Genomic DNA, 26,455 nt, shown 5'->3' on the forward strand with positions numbered 1-26,455 from the left:
GGTCATGCCTCCCCGTGGTGTCCGCGGCCCGCCGTTCCGTCCGTCCGGGCGGCGGAGGTCGCGGGCGGGGGCGTGGTTCGCCGCACCCAGGGTGTTCCCGGGTCCGGCAGCTCCGGCCATGGCGGTACGGCCTCGAACAGGTGCCGCCACGGAAGCACCGGGCCCGCGTGCCTGATGTAGTGGCGCAGGAGCCCGGCCGCTGCGCGCGCGTCGACGAGGGCGTCGTGCTGGCCGTCGAGCGGGACGCCGGCCACGGCGCAGCAGCTCGCGAGGGTACGGGGATCGCCGGGCAGGAAATGGGCCGCCCAGGTCATAGTGCAGACTCCGAGCCTGTGGTCCAGCGGCACGCCGATTCCCAGGCGGCCGAACTCGTAGGCGAGGAACCGGGCGTCGAACGGGAGATTGTGCGCGGCCACGACGCGCCCGCGCAGCAGCGCGGCGACCGTGCCGGCGATTTCCTTGAACGTCGGTGCCCTTTCTGCCTCGGCGAGGGTTATGCCGTGAACATGCTCAGGGCCGAGGTCGCGCTCCGGATTGACCAGGGTGGCCCAATCGCCGGTGACCTCGCCCGCAGGGTCGAGATGTACGAGACCGATTTCCACTATTCGGTCATTCTCTGAGGTCCGAAATCCAGTTGTCTCCACATCGACAACCGCATAACCAGGCGACTGCGATACCGGCCCCATGAGCGGACTTTACGATGAATAACGTCTCGGTTAAACCGGTATTCCGCCCCTGTGAATTCTCGTGAGCCGTCATCGTCTTCCCCGGCCGCCGTCACCGATCCGAGCGCCCCCTTAACCACCCCATCTTTCCAGGTGAGACCTCCCACCGACAACTTGAGTAGTCTTGACAACTCGCATTGTCGGTGAGAACGTTGGAGCATGTTCGAAGTGGCGGTGATCGAAGATCCGGCGGCGGCGGAGGCCTCGCTCGATCCGGTGCGGTCCCGGTTGCTGGCCGAGCTGGCCCGGCCGGCGTCGGCCACGATGCTGGCCGCCAAGCTGGGCATGCCGCGGCAGAAGGTGAACTACCACCTGAAGGCCCTGGAGCGGCACGGCCTGGTCGAGCTGGTGGAGGAGCGCCGCAAGGGCAACACCATCGAACGGGTGATGGCCGCCACCGCGGCGTCGTACGTCATCTCGCCGGTCGCGCTGGCCGCGGTGGCCCCCGACCCCGCCCGTTCCCCCGACCAGTTATCGGCGCGCTGGCTGCTGGCCGTCGCCTCCCGGCTGGTACGCGACGTGGGCGAGCTGGTCACCGGCGCCTCCAAGGCCCGCAAGAAGGTGGCCACGTTCGCGATCGACGGGCACGTGCGGTTCGCCTCGGCCGCCGACCGCGCCGCCTTCGCCGAGAAGCTGGCGGAGGTCGTCACCGCGCTGGCCGGCGAATACCACGACGAGACCGCCGAGGGCGGCCGTGTCCACCGTGTGATCGTCGCCCTTCACCCGCAGCTGCGAACCGAGATATCCGACATTTCAGAGGTCTCTGACATAAAGGAGTCGTAAGATGACCCACCCATTCGAGTTGCGCAAGGAAATCGTGCTGCGGGCGACTGCGGAACAGGTATGGGAAGCGGTCGCCACCGGGCCGGGTCTGGACTCCTGGTTCATGGGGCGTAACGAGATCGAGCCCGGCGAGGGCAAGACCAGGCATTTCTTCGGTGACATCCCGGCGGAGAGCACCATCACCGCCTGGGAGCCGGGCAAGCGTTTCGCCTTTCGCAGCGGAGAGGGCGAGGACGGCACGTTCATGGCGTTTGAGTATGTGGTCGAGGGGCGTGACAAGGGCAGCACGGTGCTGCGCCTGGTGCAGAGTGGCGTCCTCGGCGACGGCTGGGAGGCCGAGTTGGACGCGTTGAACAAGGGCTGGGACATGTACCTTCACACCCTTGACCAATACCTCACCCACTTCCCCGGCCAGTTCGCGCTCGTGGTCTTCGGCGCCCGTCCGAGCGAGGCGGGAGAACCCGCGTGGAAGGTGCTCCAGCGCGGCCTCGGCATCGAGAGCGAGGTCGTCCAGGGCGACCGGGTACGGCTGACCCCCGAAGGGTTCGAGCCGATCGAAGGCATCGCCGACTACGTGGCCCCGGGCTTTCTCGGGGTGCGCACCGGCGACGGGCTCTACAGGTTCATCAAGGGGATGCACGAAACGGTGGTGATCGGCCACCACATCTTCACCGACGAAGCCGACCCCAAGGAGACCGAGCAGGCCTGGCAGAGCTGGCTCGCCAAGCTCTTCGCCTAGTACGACCCGCTCTCCACCGACCAGGGCGGCGGCCAGCCGGCCCACCAGAGTCACCGCGATACGCGCCACCGAAGGTCACATGGCAATGGATGAGAGCACCAACCCACAGAGCGTCGACGAGGGTCAGCCCTCCGGCGAGGACTCCCAGGCGGCCGAGCCGCGCGGCCGCCTGGGCGGTCCCGGAGACGAGAACACCTCTGGAGGCTACGAAGGTTCCGCCAGGGACGACGGAGCCGCCGACAGCCGGGCCGCGGCCGGCGACGCCGGAACCTCCGAAGAGCACGACAGCGGCGACGCCGCGGCCTCGCAGAACCACGAGAACGGCGGGGTCGTGACGTCTGAGGGCCACGGAGCCGTCGAAAGCCACGGCGCCGGCGAGCACCTGGCCGACGAGCGGGGCGGTCCCGCCGTCCGGGGCCGGCGCGATGAAGGCGACCCGAATGACCTGCGGACTCCGGGCGAGGAGGGCATCGGCGGGGACTCTCACGGTTCCAACCGGTCGTTCCTCCTGGGCCTGGCCTGGTGGCCCTGAGCCGCCCCCACGTCCGGTATCCGTGCCGCGAGGCGGCTGCCCGCACGACCGCTCTTTTGAACCACCGCACGTCTGAGCTCCCGGCCCGACGCGTCGTCGCTTGACGGCCACGCTCGACCGGCGGTCCGGCATCGCCGGCCGCGGCCGGAGTAGGACCCCGACGTGCCGGTGCCCACCGCATGGTGCGGTGTCGGTGGGCACCGGCCGTCGGCCCGCGCTCACGCGGCCGCTTCCGGCCGCGCGCAGGATGATCGGAAGCCCCGAAATCCCGTCGTAAAGCGGCCTTGGCGGGCGAGAAGCGTATCGATAACGACTGGATAGCGACCCCAAATACCTTCGTCATTGCGAGCAGGAAAACGGCACGGACGTGAGCCGCCGCCACTGACGAGGGGTCAGCTGAAATGAGCAAGTTCGTAAAGACCATCGCCGCCCGGGTCATCATTTGCACGATCATCAGCGTTGGCGGCGCAGCGGCTGTCAGCACCATGGCCATGGCCGAGACCGCGTCCGTCACCACGGATGACACCCCCACGCCCACCCCGACGCCCACCCCCACCCCCACCCCCACGGGCGGCCACAACACGCCTTGGGGCTGACGGTCCTTTCTTTGAATGGTTCGAGTGCGGCCGGAGCATTTGGCTCCGGCCGTTTTCAGTGTTTCAGGAACAGATGCCGATGAGAAATGACCACCGCACACGCAGGGGCCCGGAATTGAGTCGTGTCTTCTTCGTTCCCACCAGCGAACAGAGGGGAATCCCATGAATAGCCGGGCTATTGCCACCCTTATCGCCGTCCTCCGGCTGACGACGGTTCATGCTGAGCCGGTACGGCTGATCACCACGCCATGAGCCCGTACGACCGAGCGGTGCGCTCCGGGTCCGTACGGCCGAGCGTGCGCGCCGGGTCCGTATGGTCAGGCGGTGAGCGCCGGGGCGGAGTCCCAGGTCGTGCCGGTGGTGCCGGCGGGCGGGGAGTCCCAGGTGGTGCCCGTGGCCGAGACGCGGGACGCGGTGTCCCAGGTGGTGCCGGAGGCGAGGGCGGTGAGGCCGCCGATGGCGACGCTGCAAGCGAGGGCCGCGGCGGCGGCGGACGCTTTCGCGGTGAAAAGGGAATTCACCAGGGATGCGGCGGGGTTCGTCATACTTTCTCTCATTCCTGAGGGCTGTGCACTTCGTCCTCGCGCAATGTGCCGCCAGGGGCGGTGTCGCCGCGCGTCACACCCTCGGATCACTCCGCCGCCACCTCACCCGGCGGACACCAACTTCCCCTGGCCGGCGCGGTGAATCCCTTTCGCCGCACCCCCGGTGCGCACGGCCATCTGGAAGAAACGTGCGGCGCCCGTCACACCACCGCCGCGCGGACGCACAGCACGTCGGGAAGATGGGCGGCCACCAGCGCCCAGGAGTCCCCCTCGTCGCGGCTGGCGTACACCTCGCCCGACCGGGTGCCGAAGTAGACCCCGGCCGGGTCGGCGTCGTCGGCGCACATGGCGTCGCGGAGCACGACCGGATAGAACGGCCCGGAGGGCAGCCCTTCGGACAGGGGCTCCCAGGTCTTGCCGGCGTCCTGCGAGCGGTAGACGCGGCAGCGCAGGTCCGAGGGGAACCGCATCGAGTCGGCCACGAGCGGGTAGGTGTAGATCACGTCGGGGCGCCGGGGATGGGCCACGATGGTGAAGCCGAAGTCGCTCGGCAGGCCGTCCGCGATCGACTCCCAGTGGGCTCCGCCGTCGTCGGAGCGGTAGACCCCGTGGTGGTTCTGCGCGTAGAGCCGCTCGGGGTTCACGGCGTCACGGCTCACCTTGTGCACGCACTGCCCGAACTCCGGGAACCGCTCCGGCATGAACGTGGCCTGGATGCCGGCGTTGCCGGCCGCCCAGGAGGCGCCGCCGTCGGCGCTGCGATAGACGCCGCCCGTGGACATGGCGACCAGCAGCGCCTCCGGGTCGAGGGGGTGGGGCAGGACGGTGTGCACGGCCTGGCCGCCGAACCCCGCCTCCCACCGGGGGCGGTGTGGGTGATCCCAGAGAGCCCGTACCAGCTCGAACGTGGCGCCGCCGTCGTCGGAGACGAACAGGGCGGAGGGCTGGGTGCCCGCGTAGACGCGCTCGGGGTGCCCCGCCGGGTCGGGCGTGAGCTGCCAGACCCGCTCCAGCGCCGTGCCGGTGTCCTCGGGGAACGCGATCGGCCGCAGCGCGGGCTCGTGCCAGGAGGCGCCGAGGTCGTCGCTGAAGGCGACGCTCGGCCCGAAGTGCGAGCTGGTCACGCCCGCCAGCAGGCGGGGTGTGGCACGCCGCTTGTCGACGCACAGGCCGTAGACCCCCGTCATCGGGAAGTGCGGGCCGCTGACGTCCCACGACGCGCGGTCGTCGTCGCTTCGGGCCAGGAACAGCCCCTTCGCGGTTCCCAGGGCCAGCAGGACGGTCATCGCGATCTCTTCTCGTTCCGACGACATGGTGACTGCGCGTAAGTATCCATCCGGTGGGACCGTTATCGGAAGGGCCGACGCGCCACTTTTTCTGGAACATGTGTTTGGATCTCGATGTTGATCAGGCTGGCTCAGGCGGGAAGATCCGATTTTCGGGGATTTCAGGGCCGGATTCCGCACTCGCAGAGCGGTGACTGGGAGGGGCCGGTCCGCGGGCGGTGGGCGCGGGCGCCTCAGCTCGCCGGCATGGCCTCCCGTTCGAGGTCGGCGTCGGTCCTCGGCCGGACGCGCCGCCTGATGGCGAGGCCGAAGGCGACGACCAGCAGGCCGCACACGCCGGACACCACGAACGGCCCCGCGGGCCGCCACGCGTCGTAGAGCGCGCCTCCGGCGGCGGAGACGATCATGATGCCGGCGGCGCCGCAGAGCGTGTGCACGCCGAACGCCGCGCCCCGCACGTCGGCGGGTACCTGCTGCGCCAGCAGCGGGCCCGCTGTCGTGATCCCGGCGATCTCCCCCACGCCGACGAGCACCGCGACGATCATCATGCCGCCTCCGAGCGGATCGGAGATGAGCAGCGTCGACAGATAGGCCGCGGCCGCGAGCGACTGGGCGAGGATGACGAGGTTCTCGCGCCGCACCCGGTCGCCCAGCCAGCCGAACAGCGGCGCGCACACCAGGGCGACGGTTTGCGAGACGCCCACCACGGCTCCCGCCCTGGCCAGCGCCTCCGCGCTCGACATCCCGCGCTCGTTGGTCGCGAAGTCGACGATCCACAGGGTCATGAACCCCACGACGACGGCGAGGTCCGCGCGGGCGACGAAGGACGCGGCGTAGGACAGTGCGACGCCCGGGTCGCGTACGAGCACGAGGCCCTCGCGCGCCAGACGGGACAGCGAGGTGCGCTCGGCGGTGGCGCTGACCTTGGCCGTGGAGAGCGTCAGCCACAGCAGCACGGCGACGACCAGGATGCCGGCCGCGATCAGCAGGAAGGCCAGCCGGGTCGCCGCCACCGGTTCGAGTCCCCGGCCCTCCAGGATCTGCGGCAGCCTGACCAGCACCAGCACGGCGACCACCGCGCCGAGCCCGCCGCAGACGCCGATGAGGCCGTACGACTTGCCGCGCGACCGGGTGCGCACGTAGTCGATCGCGATGGTCGACATCATGGCGTTGAGCGCGGCCACCCCCAGCCCGAACACCACGCGAAGGGCCACGAGGACGGCGGTGTCGCCCGCGAACGGGAACAGCGCGGTGCCGATCGCGCACAGCAGCATCCCGAGGATCACTATCAGCCGCCGGCCGAACCGGTCGGCGAGCGCGCCGTACCACGTGAGGCTGAGGATCATCGCGAGCTCCGCGGCGAAGCCCAGGAGCCCGACGGTCGTGCCCTGGGCGGACTCGGGGACGCCGAGGATCGTGGTGAGAATGTGCGGCTGGGCGGACGGGAGAAAGGAGATCACCGCCGTGCCCGCCGTCGCCATCGACAGCAGGGCCCACATGTTGCCTTTGGTGATGCCGTCGGCTAGCTGAGTGCCCAGCACGCGGCGTGTCGGGGGAGTGGACATGCGAAGATCATGACATTCTGCATTAAGTTCTTCCTCCAAAAGCTGAAATTTCAGTACTTGTTGTTAAGATCGTCATGTGGTGCCGACCAGTAGAGGACAGCGATGAATCCGGCCTCGATAGGGGGAGGTTTCGACCCAAATACCCCCAATGCGGCACGAATGTATGACTATTTCCTGGGTGGCAAGGACAACCTTCCCGCTGACCGGGAAGCGGCCGAGAAGGTCCTGCGGTTCGTCCCGGAGATCCCCATCGGCATCAGGGAGAACCGCGCCTTCCTCGCGAGGGCCGTACGCTTCCTCGCCGAGCAGGGCATCCGCCAGTTCCTCGACATCGGTGCCGGCCTGCCGACGCAGCGCAACGTGCACCAGGTGGCCGCCGAGGTCGCCCCCGACGCCCGCACGGCGTACGTCGACAACGACCCGCAGGTGCTCGCCCACGCGCGCGCCCTGTTGCAGGACAGCCCGCAGGTGCTCGTCGTGGAGGGGGACGTGCGGCGGCCGGCGGAGATCCTGGGCCGGCCCGAACTGCGCGCCCACCTCGACTTCGACCAGCCGATCGCGGTGCTGCTGCTGGCGATCATCCACTTCATCCCCGACGGCGACGACCCGGTCGGCATCATCGCGGCGATCCGCGACGCGCTGGCCCCCGGCAGCTACGTGGCGATCTCGCACGTCGCCGTCGACGAGCGCCCGCAGGCCGCGCCCGGGGTGGAGGGCGTCTACAACAACGCCTCCGCGCAGTTCGTCGCGAGGATGAGCGGGGAGATCGCGCCGTTCTTCAAGGGACTCGACCTGGTCGATCCGGGAATGGTCAACCTGCACGAATGGCGGCCGGACATTCCCGTTGTCGCGCCAGTCCTGGAAAAGGTGAAATCCTACTTCCTCTGCGGAGTCGGACGCGTTTCCTAGCCCCGCCGTACGGCCCCGCGCGGTTGGGCCGGGTGGGGCCGTACGGGAGGGGCCGGGGTTAGCTGACCTGGAGGTCGACGCAGGAGTAGAAGGCGTTCGCGGTGTCGGCGATGTTCCAGACGGCGAGGACCTTCTGGCGGCCGGTCCTGTTTCCGAGGTTCACGGTGTGGGACACCGTGGCGCCGGGCTGCCGTCCCTGGTCGTTGAACTGCGCGATCCGGGTGCTGCCGATGAAGTAGTCCCACGTGCTGGTGGCGTGGCGGGCGGTCAGCACCCAGTTGAAGGTGACGGTCTTGCCGACGCTCGTGGCGGGCCAGTTCTTGCTCTCGTCGGCGAGCTGGGCGAAGCGGGCGACGCCGCCGTTGCAGCTCTTCAGGCCCTTCGGTCCTTCCACGCTCTGCGGCTCGTAGATGATCTCACCGCAGTTGGGGACGCGGCCCTGGGCGCACATGGCCTGCCGGCTCGCCGGCGAGGAGATGTAGCCGTGGGCGAGGGCGGGGGAGGCGACGAACACCGTGGCCCCGATGGCGAGCACCGCGGTGGCGAGGAAAGTGATCGTTCTTCGCATGTCCTGCTCCTTCTGTGGGGGGTGAGGACAATTGTGTAAGAAACTTTCCTAAGAGTAAATCCTGGCCTGACAAGATTTTCTCAGGTCAGTCATGGTGTGCTGCCTGCCGGGGAAGGGGTCAGTGCGACTCCCTTGCCACCTCGTCGCCGCTCGACCCGAGCAGGAAGTCCAAGTCCGCCCCGGTGTCGGCCTGCATGACATGGTCGACGTACAGCCGCTCCCACCCCCGCGACGGGTTCGCGAAGGCCTGGGCGGCGGCGGGCGAGGGGCTCCGCGCGGCGAACTCCATGGCGGGCAGGTCGACGTCCAGCCGCCGGGCCTCCACGTCGAGCACGATGGGGTCGCCCGTGCGGACCAGCCCGAGAGGCCCGCCGGCGGCCGCCTCGGGAGCGACGTGCAGGACGACGGTCCCGTACGCCGTGCCGCTCATCCGCCCGTCGCAGACCCGGACCATGTCCCTGACGCCGCGCGCGAGCAGCTTGGGAGGCAGGGGGAGGTTGGCCACCTCCGGCATCCCGGGATAGCCGCGCGGCCCGCACCCGCGCAGGACCAGCACCGAGGTCTCGTCGACGTCGAGCGAGGGGTCGTTGAGCCGGGCGCGGGCGTCCTCGACGCTGTCGAAGACCAGGGCGCGCCCGCGGTGCCGCAGTAGTTCGGGCGAGGCCGCGGCCGGCTTGATCACCGCTCCGTGGGGCGCGAGGTCGCCGCGGAGCACGGCGATGCCCGCGTCTTCGAGCAGCGGCCTCTCACGGGGCCGGATGACGTCCTCATCGAAGATGCTCGCGTCGCCGAGGTGCTCGGTCAGGGGAGTGCCGTCGACCGTCATCGCCTCCGGGTCGAGCAGGTCCCTGACCTCGCGGAGCACAGCGAGCAGGCCCCCCGCCCGGTACAGGTCGTCCATCAGGTGACGCCCGGCGGGCAGCAGGTCCACCAGCAGCGGCACCCCGGCCCCGGTCCGGTCGAAGTCGTCGAGGCTGAGGTCGACGCCGAGGCGGCCGGCGATCGCGAGCAGGTGCACGACGGCGTTGGTCGAGCCCCCGATCGCGGCCAGGGTGACGACGGCGTTGAGGAACGAGCCGCGCGTGATCACATCGCTGGGACGGCGGCCCTCGGCGATCATGCCGACGACCAGGCGTCCGGTCGCGTGTGAGAGTTCGAGCAGCCTGCTGTCGGGGGCCGGGGTCCCGGCGATTCCGGGAAGCGACATGCCGAGGGCCTCGGTCACCAGGGCCATGGTCGAGGCCGTGCCCATGGTGTTGCAGTGCCCCCTGCTCCTGATCATCGACGACTCCGACGCCGTGAACTCCCTCTGCGTGAGCGTGCCCGCCCGTACCTCCTCGCTGAGCCGCCACACGTCGGTGCCGCATCCGAGGGGGTGGCCCCTGAAGGTCCCGGTGAGCATGGGGCCGCCGGGGACGACGACGGCGGGCAGGTTCACCGACGCGGCGGCCATCAGCAGCGCCGGGATCGTCTTGTCGCACCCGCCGAGCAGCACGACGCCGTCGATCGGGTTGGCCCGGAGCATCTCCTCGGTGGCCATGGCGGCCATGTTGCGCCACAGCATCGCGGTCGGGCGGACCTGGGTCTCGCCGAGGGAGACCACGGGCAGGTTCAGCGGCACGCCGCCCGCTTCCCATATGCCGTTCTCCACGGCGCGCGCGACCTCGTCGAGGTGGGCGTTGCACGGGGTCAGCGCGGAGGCGGTGTTGGCGATGGCTACGTGCGGGCGGCCGTCGAAGGCGTGGCCGGGAAGCCCCCGGCGCATCCAGGCGCGATGGATGTAGGCGTTGCGGTCGTCGCCGGCGTACCACTGCTGACTTCGCTGTCCAGTCATGGGGTGATCTTCCCCGAATTGGAGCGTATGTCTACATTGTGAAATACATCGGCCTGAGCCATCGCCCGACGGCTGTGGCCCAGGCCAGGCGGAGAGGTTCCCATGCGCGTTGTCCCGGCCCGTGCCGGCGGACCCGACCGGTCCGCGGTTCCCGTCATGCCCGAGACGAGCCGGCGATGAGGGCCCTCGTACTGCGCGGGCCCCGCGTGGCTGGGGTCGAGGAGGTGGAGGCCCCCGCGCCCGGCGCCGGGCAGGTCGTCGTGGACGTACACCGTGTCGGGGTGTGCGGCACCGACGTCGAGCTGTTCACCGGGAAGATGGCCTACTACGCCCAGGGCAAGGCGGCATTCCCCCTGCGCCCCGGCCACGAGTGGTCCGGCGTCGTGTCCGCCGTGGGCTCAGGCGTCGAGGAGGGCTGGCTCGGAGCCCGCGTCATCGGCGACACCATGCTCGGGTGCGGCGACTGCCCGCGCTGCCGTACCGGGCACGGGTACGTGTGCGCCGCCCGGCACGAGGTCGGCATCCTCGGCGGCTGGCCGGGCGCGCTGGCGGAGAAGGTACGCGTTCCCGCCACGAGCCTGCACCGCCTCCCTGACTCGGTGGACGACCAGACCGGCGCCCTCGTGGAGCCCGGAGGCAACGCCTGGCGCGCCGCGACGGCCGCGAACGCCGGCCCGGGGGCCCGCGTCCTGGTCTGGGGGCCGGGGACCATCGGCCTGCTGACGGCCGCGTTCGCGCTGGCGGCGGGCGCCGAGGTCCACGTGCTCGGGCTCGACCGCCGCAACCAGGACCTGGCGCTCAAGCTCGGCGTCGAGAGCTTCTGGACGCGCGACGAGCCGCCCGGGGTGACGTTCGACGCGATCGTGGACTGCACCGACGACCCCCGCACCCCGCCCGCCGCCCTGGAACTCGTGCGGCCGTCCGGACGCGTCGTCCATATCGGGCTGTCCAGCACGCCCAGCCTGATCGACACCCGCGAACTGGTGCTGAAGGACGTCACCGCCATCGGCGTTCTCGGCGGCTCTCCCGGCCTGGCGCCCGCCATCGAGCACTACGCCGACGGACGGGTGACGCCCGGCGTCCTGGTCGCGGACACCGTCGGGCTCGACCGGGCGGCCGACGTGCTCGCGGGCGCGTACGAGGGGGGCCACGGGACCAAGATCCACATCGATCCCCGGCTCTGACGCGCCGTGCGATAGTTGTCCGGCCGATCACGACGGAACCAGGGGAGCCATGCCGCGTCCGAGTGTCGAGGTGGAGCGCCGGGAGCAGATCCTGCTGGCGGCGTGCCGGGTGATGGCCGAAGTGGGCCTGCGGTCCCTGCGCATCGGCGACGTCGCCAAACGGGCGGGCACCAGCCACGGCACGGTGCACTACTACTTCGACACCAAGCGCGACCTCGTCCACGAGGCCTTCGCCTTCAACTTCCGGCGCTCGCTCGACCGGCGCCGTCCGATCCTGGAAGCGGCGGGCGATCCGCTCTCGCGGCTGCGCGCGTTCGTCGACTCCTACCTTCCCGGCGACGACCCCGAGACCGTGCTCGCGTGGCGGGTCTGGATCGAGCTGTGGAACGAGGCCCTGCGCGAGCCCGACCTGCGCGAGCTCAACGAGCGGGTGTACGGCGAGTGGCGGCGGGTCGTCGCGGACATCCTGCGCGACGGCCAGGACCGAGGGCAGTTCCGCGACGGCGACGCGGTCGGCACGGCGAACGTGCTCATCGGCATGATCGACGGCCTGGCCATCCAGGTGCTGCTCGGATCGCGAGACATGACCGGCGACCGGATGCGCGCGACCTGCGACACCTTCCTGCGCGGCCTGGAGACCTAGGCGGCGCCGGGGCCGATCGCGGCTGGAAACCTGGCTTGGGTCCCGGCGGGAAACGGCTGGTGCCCGGATGAGAACACGGCCAGCGCGTCCACGGCGAGTACCCCGTCCAGGGCGGCCCGAAGCGGGTTCACCTCGCACTCGGTGACGTCCGGGCGCTCCGCCACCAGCCGTGACACCCCCGCGATCGCCTCGGCGACCGCCTCCACCGCGACCGGGGGACGGCCGCGCCAGCCCGCGAGCAGAGCGTGGCCGCGCAGCCCGCGCAGCATCTCCAGAGCCTGGGCCGGCGTGACGGGGGCGAGCTCTATCGCGACGTCGCGATAGAGCTCCGCCTGGACGCCGCCGAGCCCGGCGAGCACGACCGGACCGAACGACGGGTCTCGCCGCCCGCCGACGATCAGCTCGACGACGCCGGGCCGCGCGTCCATCTCCTCCAGCACGTAATCGCCCTCGCCCAGCCGCGCGACCATGGCTCCGAGTGCCTCCACCGCCGCCCCGGCGTCCACCAGCCCGAGCGCCACGCCGCCGAGGTCGCTCTTGTGCTCCAGCCAGGCCGCCTTGAGGGCGTACGGCGCGCGCAGCCTCCCGGCGGCGGCCATCACCGACGCCGCGTCGCGTACGGGCAGCGCGCCCGCGAACGGCACCCCGTAGGCGGCGAGCGCGTCGCGCGCCGCCAGATAGGCCGGGCCCCGCACGGGGGGCGCGACCCGGTCGTCAGCGGGCGGGCGCGGCGCCGGCCGGTCCGGCTGGACATGGTCATCGGCGGGCCGAGGCGCCGCCGGCGGAGTCGGCAGAGCACGCTGAAGGGCGAGCCGTGCAGGGTAGAGGGCGAGCCGTGCCGCGTACGCCAGGGCACGCGCCGCGGCGTCGATCGTGTGATAGGCCGGGAGTCCCTGCTCGCGCAGCGCGTCGACCGCCGCGCAGTCGCGGGTCATGCTGTGGACGACGACGGGCCGCCCGCCGGCACGTACGGCCGCGCCCAGCCGGGCGATGACCTCGTGCTCGGCGCCGGCCAGCGACGGCTCGTCCGCGCCGTACGAGCCGAAGTAGCCGGTGAGCACGACCGCGTCCACCTCACCGCTGTCCACGAGGCCCCGGGTGAGGCGCGCGTAGACGCCGAGGTCGCGCTCGCCCGCGCCCGCGAGGTCCACCGGGTTGCGCACCGCCGCCCCGTCGGGCAGTTCCCCGGCCATCGCGCGCGCGGCCCCGGCCAGCTCGGGCACGGCGAGCCCGGCACGCGTGATCACGTCGGCGGCGACGGCGCCCTGGCCGCCGCTGTCGCCGATGACCGCGACCCGCCGCCCCGCGAGGCGAGGCGCCCTGATCAGCAGCTGCGCCAGGTCGACGGCCTGGGCGGGCGTCTCGACCAGGACGGCTCCGGCCGCGCGGCACGCCGCCTCGACGACGTCGAGCCCGGCGGTCAGCGCGCCGGTGTGGGAGCGGGCGGCGGCCTGGGAGGCCTCGCTCGCCCCCACGGTCAGCACGATGACGGGCCTGCCCTGCTCGCGGAGGTGCCGGAGCGTCCCGATCAGCTCGCGGCCGTCGCGGAAGTCCTCCAGGTACAGCACGACGGCGGCCGTGCGCTCGTGGCCGGACAGGTCGGCGAGGATCTCGCGCGCCGACACGTCGGCCTGGTTGCCCACCGACACGAACCGGGAGACCCCGATGCCCGCCTCGCGCGCGAGCCCGGCCAGCTCCAGCCCGAGCTGCCCGGACTGCGACACGATCCCGAGCGAGCCGGGGACGAAGTTGCCCCAGGCCAGCTCCAGTTCGGTCGCCGCGTCGTAGATGCCGAGGCAGTTCGGCCCGATCATCCGGGCTCCGGCCGCGCGCACGCGTTCTGCCAGCCCGGTCTCCTCGATTCCCGCGGTGATCGCGAGGAAGCCGCGCACCCCGAGGTCGAGCGCCTCTGTGACGATCCGCACCGCCGACGCCGGCGGCACGCTCAGCACCACCAGCTCGGGCGGCTCCGCGAGGTCGGCCAGCCCGTGGACGGCGGGCACCCCCTCGATGGCGGCTCCCGAGCGGCTCACCAGGTGGACCTGACGCCGGTGAGCGCCGCGCAGCGCCCCCCGCGCCAGCCAGTACCCCCACTTGGCGCGATCGGCCGACGCGCCCACCACTGCCACGGACCGGGGGTCGGAGAAGACCCGGAGCGTCATGCGTTCACCTCTGCTTCTCAAACGCGCCCGGCGCCATCCGGCACCTGGTGATCCTCATCGCCCACTGGCCGGGCACGTAAATTAACTGATGGGTCAGTTATTCATCGGACTCTGGCGGCCCGCCGCGCGGCTGTCAATGGCTCTGCGGAGCCAAGTCTTGCTCTCCCCGGGCCTTGGCCGTCTTCTTGATCGGACCGGGGGAACGAACGGTGGCCGCCGGTTCGGGAACCGGCGGCCACCTGGTCATGCTGGGGTGCCTCTACAGGGCCGCGCGGTTCACGCGCGGCCGTACGCCGTGGTCACGGCCCGGTGCTAGCGGACCTTGCGTACCTCGACCTTTTCCTTCCTGTAGTTGTTGCCGTGCCCGTCCGGGCGGTAGTTGTTCTCGACGTTTCCTGCGATGTCCACCGAGAACCAGTGCACCTCGGTGGTCTTGTCGACCGTGATCTGCTGGGTTCCCTCGCGCATGCCGGAGGACGTGAGCTTCTGGGAGCTCAGCGTCGGGCGGCTGCCGTCCAGCGTGTAGTACACGTTCGCCGGCTCGTCGATCTTGAAGCTGAACGTCGTCGAGGTGCTGGTACGTCCGGTCACCTGGATCTTCGAGTCGGGGTTCTTCTTGTCGTCGGCGTAGGCCCGGGCGACCTCCAGGATGGCGATCTGACCGTTGGCGAACTCCATCGCCTCCTCGTGTCCCTCGGTGAACGCCGGCTGGAAGCCCACCGCGTCGAACTGCTTGGTCGTGGCGTTGTAGACGTCCGCGCCGACCTCGAAGTCCCAGCCGATGATGCCGCGGTTGAACCAGTGCTCGTCGGCGCTGTTGCCGGCCGCCGAGTACAGCACATCCGGGACCGGGCCCGTGCGACCGGGCCAGATCGCCGTGCCGCGCCAGGCCTGCACCGAGGACAGGATGTGGCTGGAGGCGTCCCAGAAGTAGTTCTCCGTGCCGAAGTCGACGCGCGGCAGCAGCTCGCGGCCCTGCGTCTTGTACGCGCCCGGAGGCCACATGAAGTAGCCGCCGTAGGAGTGGGTGTTCATCGCGAACTTGATGTTCGGGAACTGGTTGGTGAGCCAGACCTCGTTGCGCGCCTCAGGCTCCGACAACTCGGACGGACCGGCGTACGTGGCGCTGGTGCAACTCGACGAGGCCCCGCTGTACCCGTCGAAGAGCGAACCGACCGAGAAGTTCCTGTTCAGGTCCACGCCCCAGGAGTTGCGGTTCGCGGGGTCGGCCGCGTTGGCGGCGCAGTGGTTGGTCATGTTCTTGCGCTGCATGTTGTAGTCGTACATCGAGTAGTGCGCGCCGTCGGGGTTGATCGTCGGCACCACGAAGATGTCGAGGTTGTCGACCAGCTTCTTGGTCCGCTCGTCGCGCGAGTAGTTGCGCAGGAGGCGCTCGGCGGACTCCACGCAGACCAGCGGGGTGACCCACTCGCGTGCGTGCTCCTGGCAGTAGAGGAACACGCCCACCTTGGAGCCGTCCCGCTTCTTGCCGATGCGCAGCGCCTTCATCTGGAACGGCTCGCGCTTGACCGTCGCCGGGGCCTTGAGATTGTCGGTCAGCTTGGTCGCCGGGGCGGCGGCGACGAGGCCGGCGCCCGCGTTGCCCCGGTACGTGCTCGCGCTGAGCAGGGCCGAGGCCGCCGCGTGGGCGTTCAGCGCGGCCACCACCTGGGCGGCGGAGCTGCTGATCGCGTTGGACCCGTCCGTGGCGAGGCTGACCACCACGTCCTTGCCGCTGACCGACACGCCGAGCGCGCTGGAGGCGGCGTCCGGCTTCACCAGGGCCACGCTGATGTCGTTGCCGCCCTCGGACCCGAAGGCCTTGGAGGTCACGTACAGCGTGCTCGCCGTGACGGTGCCGAACTGCGCCTGCGCGGCGCGGCGGTAGCCGTTCGTCTTGTACGGCAGGTCGATGATCTGCGAGATCTTCGGGAACTGCGACGCCAGGGAGGTGAACCGGCCGGTGATCTCGGTCGGGTCCATGTAGTGGTCGACGAAGTCCTGCACGTAGTGCTTGTTCGGGGCCTTGCGCTTGTCACCCAGCCACTTGGTCACCGGCACCGTGATGGTGCCGCCGCGGTTGCTGGTGATGGTGACCTTCGTGGGCGCCTGCGTGATGGGCAGGGGCGAGTTGAACCGGTGGTACATGTACTGCCCGGCGTCGGTGAACCGCGACATCGTCGCAGTGCCGCCGGAGTCGGGGGCGGTCTTCGGGCCGCTGTCCCAGGTGGCGGTGAGCACCGTCTCCGCGTCGGTGGCGCTCGACTTGACCTCGACGGAGATGAACCGCTGGTCGTCGGTGCTGGTGAACCACTCGGCGCGCAGCGCGGTCAGTTTGTCGGTCGTCGCCTCCGCCGCGTCGGCGGACTTCATCGCGGACCGCCTCTCGGCCTGGTTCGCGACGGCGTCGGCTTGGTCGGAGATGGAGCCGCGCACGTCGAAACCCTTGGCGCGGAGGTCGTCGGCCTCCTGCGGGCTGAGTACGGCGTGCACCTCGATGCCGTTGTCGAGGGGCTTCTTGTACTCGGCCAGGTCGACGCCCAGGTCGTTGAGCTCCTCCACGCCGGCCTCGTCGGGGACGACGATGCGCAGCAGGGCGACGCCGTCCTGGACGGTGCTGGACTGCCGGTCGGGTGTGACCGGGGAGGGGGTGGGGGCCGCGAGAACGGGGAGCGCGGTGAAGGTGAGAACGACAGGTAGTGCGAGGCCGGCCGCGAGGCGACCGGCTCTCCTGCTGGTGAAAGAACTCCTCAAGAGATTCCTCCTGTTGGCATGCGGTCCCGGGTAGGGGGTCATACCGGGTCGAAGCACGCAGGTGGTGAGGAGTCTCGGTCAATTAAAGATCTACCGTCAAGACCTAAAGGTGACATTTATATCGATCGACCATGGTTATAGGGCTTAACGTGGAATTTCGGGACATATCGCCCAGTGTTAGGTTCGCGGGTCATTGATCATGTCAAGCGCGGTTGGCGCGGGATCGGTGGCCGGCCGGCGCGGCCCCGGCTCATGGGGCGCCCCGTCCTCGTCATGCGCGCATCCGGCCTCCTCGGCGGCGGCGGCCGGGAATTGTCGGTCGGGGACGCTATCAATGGGCGGCGAGGTGCGACGAAGGCCGATCACGAGCAAGATTGTGCGCGGCCTGTGGAGCACTCCGCGTTCGTCCACAGGCACGGTCCGCGCCGGTCCCGGGGGTGAGATCTTCGTGTATCCATGAGTGTGATCGGCTCTGTGCTCGCACAGGGGGCTCGCCGCGAGGTGAGGGTTTGCCGGGGGAGAGGGCCGTCCTCTCGTCCCGGCGGGGTGCTGACAGCCGCACGAGGTCGTTTCTCCGAGCGACCTCACGGCCGGCCGGGGGAGTGGGGATGACGGAGAGAGCTGTCACGGGCGCGTCGCGCGCGTTCGACCTGGGCGCGTTCGCCGTGAGCGACCGCTTCCGCCTGTTCAACTTCACCAGGCGCGACGACCACCTGGTCTACCTCTGGGTGCTCCGCTCCATGGACCGCCTCCGGGCCGTCCACCAGCTCCAGGCTCATCCCGACGACGTCGCGCGCGTGCTCGCCGAGCTGGGCGCCGCCTATGACGACGCGCCCTCGGCCGACGAGAACCTCCGGTCCCGGCTCGACGCGCTCGCCGACGACGGCGTCGTCCACCGGCTCGAAGACGCCTCCCGGGCCGGCAGCCTCGTGCGCTACCGCAACCGCCAGTCGGTCTACCAGTTCAGCGAGCTGGGCTACCAGGCGTTCGTGGCCGTCGAGGAGGTGATCGCCGCCCGCCCGCAGGACGTCAACCTGTCGCGGCTGGTCTTCTCCGACATCCTTGAGGACCTCAAGGCGCTGGCCGGGGCCAACCGGTCCGGCCATGGCGAGCAGGTCTGGCGCAGGCTCTCCCGTCTGGACACGGTCATGGAGGACATGGCACGCCGCTCCGCCCGGTTCCACCTCACCCTCGCGGAGATCACCCGGTCCACCGACGCGTCCCCCGAGGCCTTCCTCCGCTACAAGAACACCCTGCTGACGCACATGACCGATTTCATGGCCGAGCTCGACCGCTACCTGCCCCGCCTCGACAAGGCGGTCCGCGACGTCGAGCGGACGGGCGTCGAGACCCTGCTGGGCCGGGCGGCCGCGGCCGACGAGCGGCTCTTCATGGACTACGCCGACAGGCTCGAAGACTGGCGCCGCCGCTGGGCGGTGCTGCGCGCCTGGTTCGCCGCCGACGGGTCCGAGTCCTCGCGCGCGGCCGAGTTGCGCGCCGCCACCCGCACCGGCGTGTCGAGCGTCATCGCTCTGCTCCGGCAGATCGCCGAGGCCCAGCGGGGTGGCGTCAACCGGTCCACCCAGCTCCGGCACCTGGCCGAGTGGGTCTTCAACGTGCCCGACGAGGGCGCCGCCCACGCCCTGATGACGGCCGCGTTCAACGCCCGCACGGCGCGGCACCTCGGAGGCGCCCACGACGACGCCGAGGTCATCTCCATCCGCTCCACCTGGTGGGACGCGCCCGGTGTGGAGATCTCCGTGCCCCTGTTCCGCCGGGGCAAGGCGCCCACTCCCGGCGTCCCGCAGCCGGTCCGGGGGCGGGCCGGCATCCGTGGCGAGTTGCGCCGGCGGCAGGCGTCCGGCCGCGCCTCCGAGCGAGAGGCCGCCGAGGGCCTGGTGAAGGCGGGAGTCCACGGGCGCGTCCTCGACGAGGTGGAGACCCGCGTGGTCCTCCGGCTCCTGACACGGGCCCTGGAGGCCCGCACGGTCGTCGCCGGCCGGCTGCGCTCCGCCTCCGGGGGGAACGAGTCGATGACGGTCCGCCTGGTCCCCGAGCCGGGTGGAAGCACGGTGCGCACGGTCCATGGGGTCCTCCACCTGCCGGGCCTCCGGCTCGACCTCGAACCGGCCGCGCACACCGCAGGATCCCTCCGCGCCCGGGCACGAGCCGCCGCCACCACAACCCCGGCACCGCCCGCGGGCAGGCACGACAAGCCTTCGCCGGCAGGCGGGTCCGACGAGCACCGGCCCGTCGGCGGGGATGACGGGCGTCCGCCCCCTGGTGAGCTTGAGAAGCACTCGCGGGCCGAGGGAGCACTCCAATGAGGGTGTGCGGGGCGACCGTCGCCTCCCGGCCGCCCGTCCGGAGGCCGCAGGGGCCCCTGCCCGGCGCTGAGGTGACCCGATGAGGGCGCGTGGCGCGGCGGCCGGGGTGCTGCCGAGCGAGCTGGGTTCCTACCAGCAGGCCGTGCGCCTGGCCCTGACCAACGACCTGATCACCGCGTCCCGTCCGCGTCCAGGCGCCCTTGAGCAGGTGCTCCAGTGGGCCGACCAGCTCACCCGCGACCTCCGCGAGCTGTTCGGGTACACCGTGATCGCGACGACCACGCAGGTCCGGGTCGTGCGCAGGCTCGACGCGTTCGACGAGACGCAGCGGCTGCTGTTCGCCAAGAAGGGCAAGCCGTTCGACCGGCGCCGCCTGGCCTACCTGTGCCTGGTGCTGGCGCTGTTCCAGCGGTCCCGCGTGGAGATCAGCCTCGCCGACCTCGTACGGGCCTTCGCCCCGGCGGCCAACACGATCGAGGGGCTCGGGTTCGATCCCACCGTCGGCGCGCACAAGGCCGCGGTGGTCGACTGCCTCGACTGGCTGGTCGAGCGCGGCGCCCTGCGGCTCTCCGACGGGTCGCTGGACGACTGGGCGCACGACACCGAGCGCGGCGACGCCCTGTTCGACATCGACCACGACATCTGCGCGATCCTGTTCAAGCCCGCGCGCCCGGTGCAGCATCTGACCAGCGCGGCGGGCCTGCTGGAGGGTTCCGGCGGCCACGGCCGCGTGCGTCCTGAAGACGCGGCGCGCCGTGCCCGCCGGCTCCTCGTCGAGCACCCGGTCGTCTACTTCGCCCAGGTTGAGCCCGAAGTCGCCGGCTTCCTGCGGCAGCCCGGCCTTGCCGCCGACCTGGCGCGGCTGACCGGGCTCGCCGTGGAGTGCCGGGCCGAGGGCGCCATGCTCGCGGACGCGGGGGGACGCTTCACCGACAAGCCTTTCCCCGGGCGGGGAGGCGCGGTCAACCGGGCGGCGGGTCTTCTCCTCGCGAAGATGGCCGACCTGCTCGAAGACCCTTGCGAGCGTGCCTCGGTGACGTTCCTCGACCTGCCGAGCGAGGCCGGCGACCAGCGCGACCTCCTCGCGCGCATCGACTCCGCCCTTCCCCGGGCGGGGGTCGTCCGCGAGCTCGCGTGGGCACCGACTCCCGGAGCGGAGCCGGGCGCCGGAGTCCCGGCCTCCGCCGAGGTGGCGCTGGTGGAGCGGGCACGGCTCACGGCGATGGTCGGCGAGCTGTACGAGGAGCTGGGCGCGGCCTCGTTCTCCAGCATGTGGCAGCACGATCCCGAGGGCCTGCTCGACGCCGCGGTGACGCTCCTGACCGAGCTCCGGCTGGTCCGGCGGCATCCCGGAGGCGTGCTGCTGCTCCCGGCCTTCGCCCGCTACCGCAACATCACCCTGGCGCTGCCCGACAGGCGCCACAACCAGGGCCAGCTCGGCCTGCACCTCTCGCCGTCTCTTCCGGAGGGATCCCCTTCATGACACCCGCATCCGGCCGATTCAAACCGTCCCGCGCAGGTGTGATCAATATCTGGGACTACATCGACGAGGAGTTCGTCTTCGCCGACGGGCGACTGGTGCTGCGCGGGCACAACGGTTCGGGCAAGACCAAGGCCCTGGAAGTGCTGTTCCCGTTCGTGCTCGACGGCGTGAGCGACGCCAGGCGCCTCGACCCCTTCAGCGGCGAGAACCGCACCATGAAGTCCAACCTGCTCTACCGGGGCCAGGAAGCCGAGTACGGCTACGTGTGGATGGAGTTCACCCGAGATCCAGCCGACGGTAACACAGATGAAACCGGCAAGGGTGTGAGCGCTGCCTGGGACGCCGACCACACCGACGGACGTGGTGGGGAGGCGGTCACGCTCATCATCGGGCTGCGGGCTCACCGGCACCGCGACGGCGTCACGCCGTCGTTCTTCGTGACCGGCAGGCGCGTCGGCGTGGACTTCGGGCTGCTGTCCGCCGACTCGCGGCCCCTCACCGAGAAGCAGCTCAAAGCGGTCCTGGAGCCCGGAGCAAGGCACAGGACCGCGACCGAATACCGGGCCGCGGTGGACGCCCGCCTTTTCGGCCTCGGCAAGGAGCGCTACGCCCAGCTCCTCGACCTGCTCCTGGCACTGCGCCGCCCGCTGCTCGCCAAGGATCTCGACCCGGTCAAGGTGTCCGACACCCTCAGCGCCGGGCTCAGCCCTGTCGACCCCGTGCTGGTCGAGCAGGCCGCGCGTGACTTCGAGAACCTCGCCGCCGTGCAGCGCCTCTTCGAAGACCTCACCCTCGCCGACGGGGCCGTCAAGGAGTTCCTCGGCCACTACACCGCGTACCTGCGGGCCCACGTCCGGCACCACCTCGACCGCATCCACGAGCGGCTCGACGGGGCGGCGAGCTGCGCCGCCCGCATCGCCCGTTCGGCGTCCGAGCTTCGCCGCGCCCGTACGGCGCACGCCGCCGCCACGGCCGGGCGCGAGGCCGCCGAGGCCGAGCTCGCGAGGTACGACGGCAGGCTCGCCGTGCTGAAGCAGCACGAGGCGTACAAGGCCAGGGGAGAGCTCGACGGGCTGCGCCGCCAGATCGCCGACGACAGCGCGGGCATCGCGAGGGAACGGCAGCGCCTCGACCAGGTGCGAGGCCACATCGCCAAGCTGGGCACCGAGGCCGGGAAGGTCGCCGAGCGGCTGAGAGACGCTCGCGACAAGGCCGGCCGCCACCTCAACGAGCTGGCCGACGCCGCCGGCCATGCCGGCGTGACGGACATCGCCGACCTCACGCCCGCGGACGGGCCCTCCGATGCCGGTGCGGCCTCCGAGGGTGGTCATATCGCCGGTGGCTTCGGTGGCTCCGGTGCCTCTCCGCGGGAGAGCCCCGCTTCTCCGCGGGAGAGCCTCGCGCTGGCCAGGGCGAGGGTCACGGCCCGGCGCGGCGACGTCGAGACGGTACGTGGTCATCTGGCCCTGCTCGCTGGGGCCGAAGCGAAGCGGAAGCGTGCCGAGACGGCGGCGGAAGAGGCCGACCGGGCGGTGACCGCGGGCGAGGAAGAACTGTCCGCCGCCCAGGACAGGCTCGACCGATCCCGCCACGCAGCCAAGGACGCCCTGACGCGATGGACCCAGCGCTGGGTCGTGGCCGCGAATCCAGCGGCCGCCACGGCCGATGGTCCGTGCGTGGCCGCGGTCGGTGGTGCTGGGGGAGCGCCGGTCGGCGAGGCGGCGGGCGGTGGTGCTGGGGGAGCGCCGGTCGGCGAGGCGGCGGGCGGTGGTGCTGGGGGAGCGCCGGTCGGTGAAGCGGCGGGTGGTGGTGCTGCGGGAGCGTTGGTCGGTGGGGTCGCGTTCGGTGGTGCTGCCGGACCTTCGGCCGGCGAGGTCGCGGTGGTCAGTGCTGGTGATCTTGCGGCCTTGGAGGAGACGCTCGGGGCGATCGGCGAGGCCGGGGCGCGCAGGTTGCCGGAGGTCTTCGGCGAGCTGACGGAGGAACGTCGTGCCGCGGTGATCGAGGCCAGAGCCCACGTGGCCGCCGAGGAGGCGCGTGTCGCGACGCTCCTGCGGGAGCTGCGCGCCGAACGGGAGGCGGTTGCGGCCGAGCGCGACGACGCGCCTCCCGCCAACGACCTGCGCACGGCCGTCCGCGACGGGCGGCCAGGCGCGCCGCTGTGGCGGCTGGTCCGGTTCGCCGACGGGGTCGACGAGCGTGACGCCGCCGGCATCGAGGGCGCGCTGTACGGGGCGGGGCTGCTGACGGCCTGGATCCATCCCGATCCGGAGCTCACCGTCGCGGCGCTGTCCGAGGGCGAGGCCGATGGATACCTGGTGCCGCTGCCCGAGGAGCGGCGGCCACAGGGGCAGACCCTCGCCGGCATCCTCGTCGCCGAGCGGCAGGGCATGGTGCCCGCCGAGGTGATCGAAGCCATCCTGCGCTCGATCGCCCTCGACGACGCCCATGCGCGAGTACCTGCGAGAGTTCCCGTCGGGCGTCCGGGCGACGACGCGGGAGCCGATGCCGGGAGCGGGGAACGCTCGGACCTGGCATCCGGTCCGCACCCGGGGGTCGGTTCGGACCTGGCGGTTGGGTCGCCAGCGGGGGGTTTGGAGGGCGGGGTCGGTTCAGATGCGGCGGAGGGTTCCGGCGCGGGGGTCGGTTCGGGCGGGGCGGTTGGGTCGCCAGCGGGGGGTTTGGAGGGCGGGGTCGGTTCGGACGCGGCGGAGGGTTCCGGCGCGGGGGGCGGTTCGGGCCTGGCGGGGGGTTTGGATTTGGGGGTTGGCAGGGGGGGTTGGTTTGGGGTTGGTCCCTACGTGGGTGGGCGGCCCAAGGCGGCGGTGGAGTACATCGGAGCCACCAATCGCGCGGCTCGACGGCTGGTGCGCATCGCCGAGTACGACCGGCTCATCACGGCGCACGTCGAGACCCAGAAGGGCTTGGGCGAGGAGTCCCAGCGTCTCAACGGGCTCGTAGCCGATTTCGGCCGTGCCAGGAAGGAATTGCCCGAGACCGGGCCGATCGTCACGGCGGCGGGCGGGGTCGCCGATCGGGCCACCCGCCTGGCGGTGGCGCGAGCGCGGCTCGCCGAGACCGCGAAGCACGTCGACAGCGCGGTGGCCGAGGTGGGCGCGGCGGCCAGACGGCTCCGGCAGGCCGCCGCCGAGCTGGCGATGCCGCGAGACCCCCGCGAGGTGGACGCCGTCGCCCAGGCGCTGGACGACCTGACGCGCGCGGCGGAGGGACTGTGCGCCGAGCGCGAGAAGATCGCCACGGCGCAGGGTGACCTCGCGGAGCGCGAGGAGACCATCGAGCGGCTGAGCCAGGAGCAGGCCGAGGGGGAGATGGCTCTCGGCACGCGCGAGGCGGCGCACGCCGTCCTGGCCGAGCGGCTCGAAACCCTGGAACGCACCTTCGACGCCGACCTGAAGGAAGTGCTCAGGCAGATCACGGAGACCGAGGGCCTGCTCGCCCGGGCGCGTACGACCCGAGGCGAGCAGGAGCTGGTGGCGACCCGCGAGCGGGAGGCCGAGGTCCTCGCAGGGGCCGAGCTCGAACACGGGCGTGAGGCCCTCGCCGGTGCCTTCTTGAGCATGGCCGGGCAGATCGCCGAGTTCGTCCCCTACACCCAGGCCGACCTCCGCCCGCTGGCCGGGGTCGCCGATCCCACACCCTGGCCCCTGGAGGATCGCCCTCGGGGGCCGGAGCGGGCGGGTGAGGACGTCGCAGAGCTGATGCTGGCCGACCCGTCCCCCGATCCGCTGGAGGCGGTCCGCGCGACCCTGCCGGGCGACGCCCTGGCGATCATCGACGCCTACGACGCGGCGACGCAGGGAGGGCGGGCGGTCACCGACGCCACGCTGAAGAACACGCTCGACCGCATCTCCAACGCCCTGCGCGACTTCCAGGCGGCCCTGGAGAAGTGCCAGGAGGACTACCGCCTCGACTGGGAGCCGGGCGCGGTGCTCACCGTCCACGTCATCGACGCCGACGGGCGGGGCCCGGTGTCGGCGTTCGCCCGCGGCGTCGCGGAACGTGCCGAGGAGCAGGGGGTGCTCCTTGAGGACCGCGAGCGCACCGTCCTTGAGGACGAGCTGCTGACGGGCCTGGCACAGCAGATCCACTCCCGCGTCGTCGCCGCCAAGGACCTGGTCCGGGGCATGAACGCCGACACCCGTTCCAAGCCCATGTCGTCCGGGACGACGATCGGCATCCGCTGGGTCCAGTCCGACAAGATCGACGACAGGCAGCGTGCCGTGGCGGCCCTGCTGGTGCGCGACACGGCGGCGCTCGGGAACCAAGGGCTCGTCACGCTTCGCGGGCACCTCAGGCAGATGATCAGGGACCACCGGGCCAGGAACTCCCGCGCCACCTACAAGGAGGCGCTCGCGGCCGTCCTCGACTACCGCTCCTGGTACACCTTCGAGCTGCTGATGGCGCGGCGCGGGGAGCCCGAGGTCAGGCTGACGCGGGCGAAGCACTCGCAGATGTCGGGTGGCGAGAAGTCCGCCTCGATCCACCTGCCGCTGTTCGCCGCCGCCAACGCGCTCTACTCGTCGGGACGGGCGTCGTGCCCCCGGGTGATCGCCCTCGACGAGGCGTTCGCCGGGATCGACGACAACTACAAACCCGAGCTTCTCGGGCTGACCGTGCAGTTCGGGCTCGACCTCTTCATGACCGGTCATGACCTGTGGTGCACGTACTCCACGGTGCCGATGATCGCGCACTACGACCTGCTGCACGACAGCGAGCTCCGTACGGTGTCGACCATCCTCGCGCTCTGGGACGGGGCCCAGGTCTTCGACGCCGACGCCGGATACGCCGGCAACGACGAGCTGGTCAAGGAGCTCCTCGGGTTCACCCCCCGGCGGCACGCCCCGCCCGGCTCGCGGGAGGACACCCTCTACACCGACGACGAGGACGACCTTGAGGAGCAGGAGGCCATGGTGTGACAGGCGAGGCGCGTACGGGTGACAGGAACGCGCGAATACGTTAGGACCGAAACGGCCGAATTGAGTTGGTGCATTTATCCCTAAAAAGAGGTGTCAACGCGACCAGAGCGGGCACGCGACTTCTCGGGCTGGGCCGGCAGTCGTTACGTTCACTCACTTGTATGGGATAGCTATGGTCATCCAGGACACCGTCATACCTGCAGTTTCGTGGCTGCGTCGTGCCGCCTGTCGCGGAGAGGATCCGGAGCTGTTCTTCCCGATCTCCGCGAAGGGCCCCGGCCACGTTCAGCACGAGCGGGCCAAGGCGGTCTGCCGCCGCTGTCCCGTACGGACACCCTGCCTGAACTACGCGGTGACGAGCCGCGAGGAGCACGGCATCTGGGGAGGCACCGATCCCGACGAACGCAGGGCCAACGCCCCCCGGAGCCAGGATTGGCGCGTCCACGCGGGGTAGTGATCACCTCATGAACGACGACCTCCCAGATCCGGACCACCGGCGGCCCGCCGGGCTGGACGACGCCACCGTCGAGGCGCTCGGCAAGCTTTCGGAGGCCCTGGAGACCGCCGAGCGGGCACGAGGTCACCTGTACGCCTTCCACCAGCTCACCGGACGGGCCCACCGGATGCTGGAGGACGCGGTGGCCCTGCTCCGCGAGGCCGGGCACGGCGACCATGCCGACACGGTGTGCTCCGACCTGCTCGGCCGCGACGTGCTCGCCGGAAAGTGGACCTTCCAGATCGTCGAGGAGTACGACGACGGTTACCGCCGCTGTTTCGTCGACCTGGAGGAGCGCATGAGGAACCAGCTGGCGGGGGGCCGGCGGCACATCTACGAGGCGGAGATGAAGCAACGCCTCCACGGCTGACCGCCCTCCCCGACCAG

Annotated in this window: 20 protein-coding genes; 12 read left to right on the top strand and 8 right to left on the bottom strand. The window is 71.1% G+C overall.

Going from position 1 to position 26,455, the window contains the following annotated elements:
• Nucleotides 1-2 precede the first annotated feature (2 nt).
• Complete coding sequence (locus ACGFIV_RS30505) at nt 3-686, bottom strand: 3'-5' exonuclease (protein WP_358561625.1); 684 nt, start codon at nt 684-686, stop codon at nt 3-5.
• A 198-nt stretch (nt 687-884) separates the two neighbouring features.
• Here ACGFIV_RS30505 and ACGFIV_RS30510 point away from each other — a divergent pair, with 198 nt between their 5' ends.
• The 4 genes from ACGFIV_RS30510 to ACGFIV_RS30525 all read left to right on the top strand — a co-directional run bounded on the left by ACGFIV_RS30510 (nt 885) and on the right by ACGFIV_RS30525 (nt 3,375).
• Nucleotides 885-1,508, top strand: coding sequence for a helix-turn-helix domain-containing protein (locus ACGFIV_RS30510; protein WP_358561628.1), 624 nt, complete (start codon nt 885-887; stop codon nt 1,506-1,508).
• A gap of 1 nt (nt 1,509) precedes the next feature.
• Nucleotides 1,510-2,247, top strand: a complete 738-nt coding sequence (locus ACGFIV_RS30515) for an SRPBCC domain-containing protein (protein ID WP_358561631.1) — start codon at nt 1,510-1,512, stop codon at nt 2,245-2,247.
• 85 nt (nt 2,248-2,332) lie between these two features.
• Entirely contained in the window at nt 2,333-2,779 is a 447-nt protein-coding gene (locus ACGFIV_RS30520) for a hypothetical protein (RefSeq protein WP_392838363.1), read from the top strand.
• A 401-nt stretch (nt 2,780-3,180) separates the two neighbouring features.
• Nucleotides 3,181-3,375, top strand: coding sequence for a hypothetical protein (locus ACGFIV_RS30525; protein WP_358560057.1), 195 nt, complete (start codon nt 3,181-3,183; stop codon nt 3,373-3,375).
• A 317-nt stretch (nt 3,376-3,692) separates the two neighbouring features.
• Here the strand turns inward: ACGFIV_RS30525 and ACGFIV_RS30530 are convergent, their stop codons facing one another.
• The 3 genes from ACGFIV_RS30530 to ACGFIV_RS30540 form a co-directional block, all read right to left on the bottom strand.
• On the bottom strand, nt 3,693-3,920 hold the full coding sequence (locus tag ACGFIV_RS30530; RefSeq protein ID WP_358560059.1) for a hypothetical protein: 228 nt from the start codon (nt 3,918-3,920) through the stop codon (nt 3,693-3,695).
• Nucleotides 3,921-4,120: 200 nt separating this feature from the next.
• Nucleotides 4,121-5,206, bottom strand: coding sequence for an exo-alpha-sialidase (locus tag ACGFIV_RS30535; protein ID WP_358560074.1), 1,086 nt, complete (start codon nt 5,204-5,206; stop codon nt 4,121-4,123).
• A gap of 233 nt (nt 5,207-5,439) precedes the next feature.
• Entirely contained in the window at nt 5,440-6,771 is a 1,332-nt protein-coding gene (locus ACGFIV_RS30540) for an MFS transporter (RefSeq protein WP_358560061.1), read from the bottom strand.
• Between the two features lie 159 nt (nt 6,772-6,930).
• On the opposite strand from ACGFIV_RS30540, the gene ACGFIV_RS30545 reads away from it, so the two are divergent.
• A complete protein-coding gene (locus tag ACGFIV_RS30545) occupies nt 6,931-7,680 on the top strand; it encodes an SAM-dependent methyltransferase (protein WP_392838364.1) in 750 nt (249 codons plus the stop codon).
• A 58-nt stretch (nt 7,681-7,738) separates the two neighbouring features.
• Here the strand turns inward: ACGFIV_RS30545 and ACGFIV_RS30550 are convergent, their stop codons facing one another.
• Together ACGFIV_RS30550 and ACGFIV_RS30555 are read right to left on the bottom strand one after the other, a co-directional pair.
• Nucleotides 7,739-8,248, bottom strand: coding sequence for a lytic polysaccharide monooxygenase auxiliary activity family 9 protein (locus ACGFIV_RS30550; RefSeq protein WP_358560065.1), 510 nt, complete (start codon nt 8,246-8,248; stop codon nt 7,739-7,741).
• A gap of 118 nt (nt 8,249-8,366) precedes the next feature.
• Nucleotides 8,367-10,082: a dihydroxy-acid dehydratase gene (locus ACGFIV_RS30555; RefSeq protein ID WP_358560066.1), complete on the bottom strand. Its 1,716-nt coding sequence runs from the start codon at nt 10,080-10,082 to the stop codon at nt 8,367-8,369.
• Between the two features lie 176 nt (nt 10,083-10,258).
• Between ACGFIV_RS30555 and ACGFIV_RS30560 the strand changes: the two genes are divergently transcribed.
• Together ACGFIV_RS30560 and ACGFIV_RS30565 are read left to right on the top strand one after the other, a co-directional pair.
• Entirely contained in the window at nt 10,259-11,266 is a 1,008-nt protein-coding gene (locus ACGFIV_RS30560) for an alcohol dehydrogenase catalytic domain-containing protein (RefSeq protein WP_358560068.1), read from the top strand.
• Nucleotides 11,267-11,315: 49 nt separating this feature from the next.
• A complete protein-coding gene (locus ACGFIV_RS30565; RefSeq protein ID WP_358560070.1) occupies nt 11,316-11,909 on the top strand; it encodes a TetR/AcrR family transcriptional regulator in 594 nt (197 codons plus the stop codon).
• On the opposite strand, the gene ACGFIV_RS30570 is transcribed toward ACGFIV_RS30565, so the two are convergent.
• On the bottom strand, nt 11,906-14,071 hold the full coding sequence (locus tag ACGFIV_RS30570; protein WP_392838365.1) for an acetate--CoA ligase family protein: 2,166 nt from the start codon (nt 14,069-14,071) through the stop codon (nt 11,906-11,908). The genes ACGFIV_RS30565 and ACGFIV_RS30570 overlap by 4 nt on opposite strands.
• 312 nt (nt 14,072-14,383) lie before the next feature.
• Nucleotides 14,384-16,825 carry a M14 family metallopeptidase gene (locus ACGFIV_RS30575; RefSeq protein WP_358558586.1) on the bottom strand — a complete coding sequence of 814 codons (2,442 nt, stop codon included), beginning with the start codon at nt 16,823-16,825 and terminating at the stop codon, nt 14,384-14,386.
• 608 nt (nt 16,826-17,433) lie between these two features.
• On the opposite strand from ACGFIV_RS30575, the gene ACGFIV_RS30580 reads away from it, so the two are divergent.
• The 5 genes from ACGFIV_RS30580 to ACGFIV_RS30600 all read left to right on the top strand — a co-directional run bounded on the left by ACGFIV_RS30580 (nt 17,434) and on the right by ACGFIV_RS30600 (nt 26,438).
• Nucleotides 17,434-19,152, top strand: coding sequence for a TIGR02677 family protein (locus ACGFIV_RS30580; protein WP_358558588.1), 1,719 nt, complete (start codon nt 17,434-17,436; stop codon nt 19,150-19,152).
• A 79-nt stretch (nt 19,153-19,231) separates the two neighbouring features.
• Nucleotides 19,232-20,635: a DUF2398 family protein gene (locus ACGFIV_RS30585; protein WP_358558590.1), complete on the top strand. Its 1,404-nt coding sequence runs from the start codon at nt 19,232-19,234 to the stop codon at nt 20,633-20,635.
• Nucleotides 20,632-25,572: an SbcC/MukB-like Walker B domain-containing protein gene (locus ACGFIV_RS30590; RefSeq protein WP_392838366.1), complete on the top strand. Its 4,941-nt coding sequence runs from the start codon at nt 20,632-20,634 to the stop codon at nt 25,570-25,572. Before ACGFIV_RS30585 ends, ACGFIV_RS30590 begins: the two co-directional genes overlap by 4 nt.
• A gap of 172 nt (nt 25,573-25,744) precedes the next feature.
• A complete protein-coding gene (locus ACGFIV_RS30595; protein WP_358558599.1) occupies nt 25,745-26,026 on the top strand; it encodes a WhiB family transcriptional regulator in 282 nt (93 codons plus the stop codon).
• A 10-nt stretch (nt 26,027-26,036) separates the two neighbouring features.
• Entirely contained in the window at nt 26,037-26,438 is a 402-nt protein-coding gene (locus ACGFIV_RS30600) for a hypothetical protein (protein ID WP_358558594.1), read from the top strand.
• The last annotated feature ends 17 nt before the right edge of the window (nt 26,439-26,455 follow it).

The organism is Sphaerisporangium sp. NPDC049003, from assembly GCF_043197795.1.
In the GTDB taxonomy this organism is placed as follows: Bacteria; Actinomycetota; Actinomycetes; order Streptosporangiales; family Streptosporangiaceae; genus Sphaerisporangium.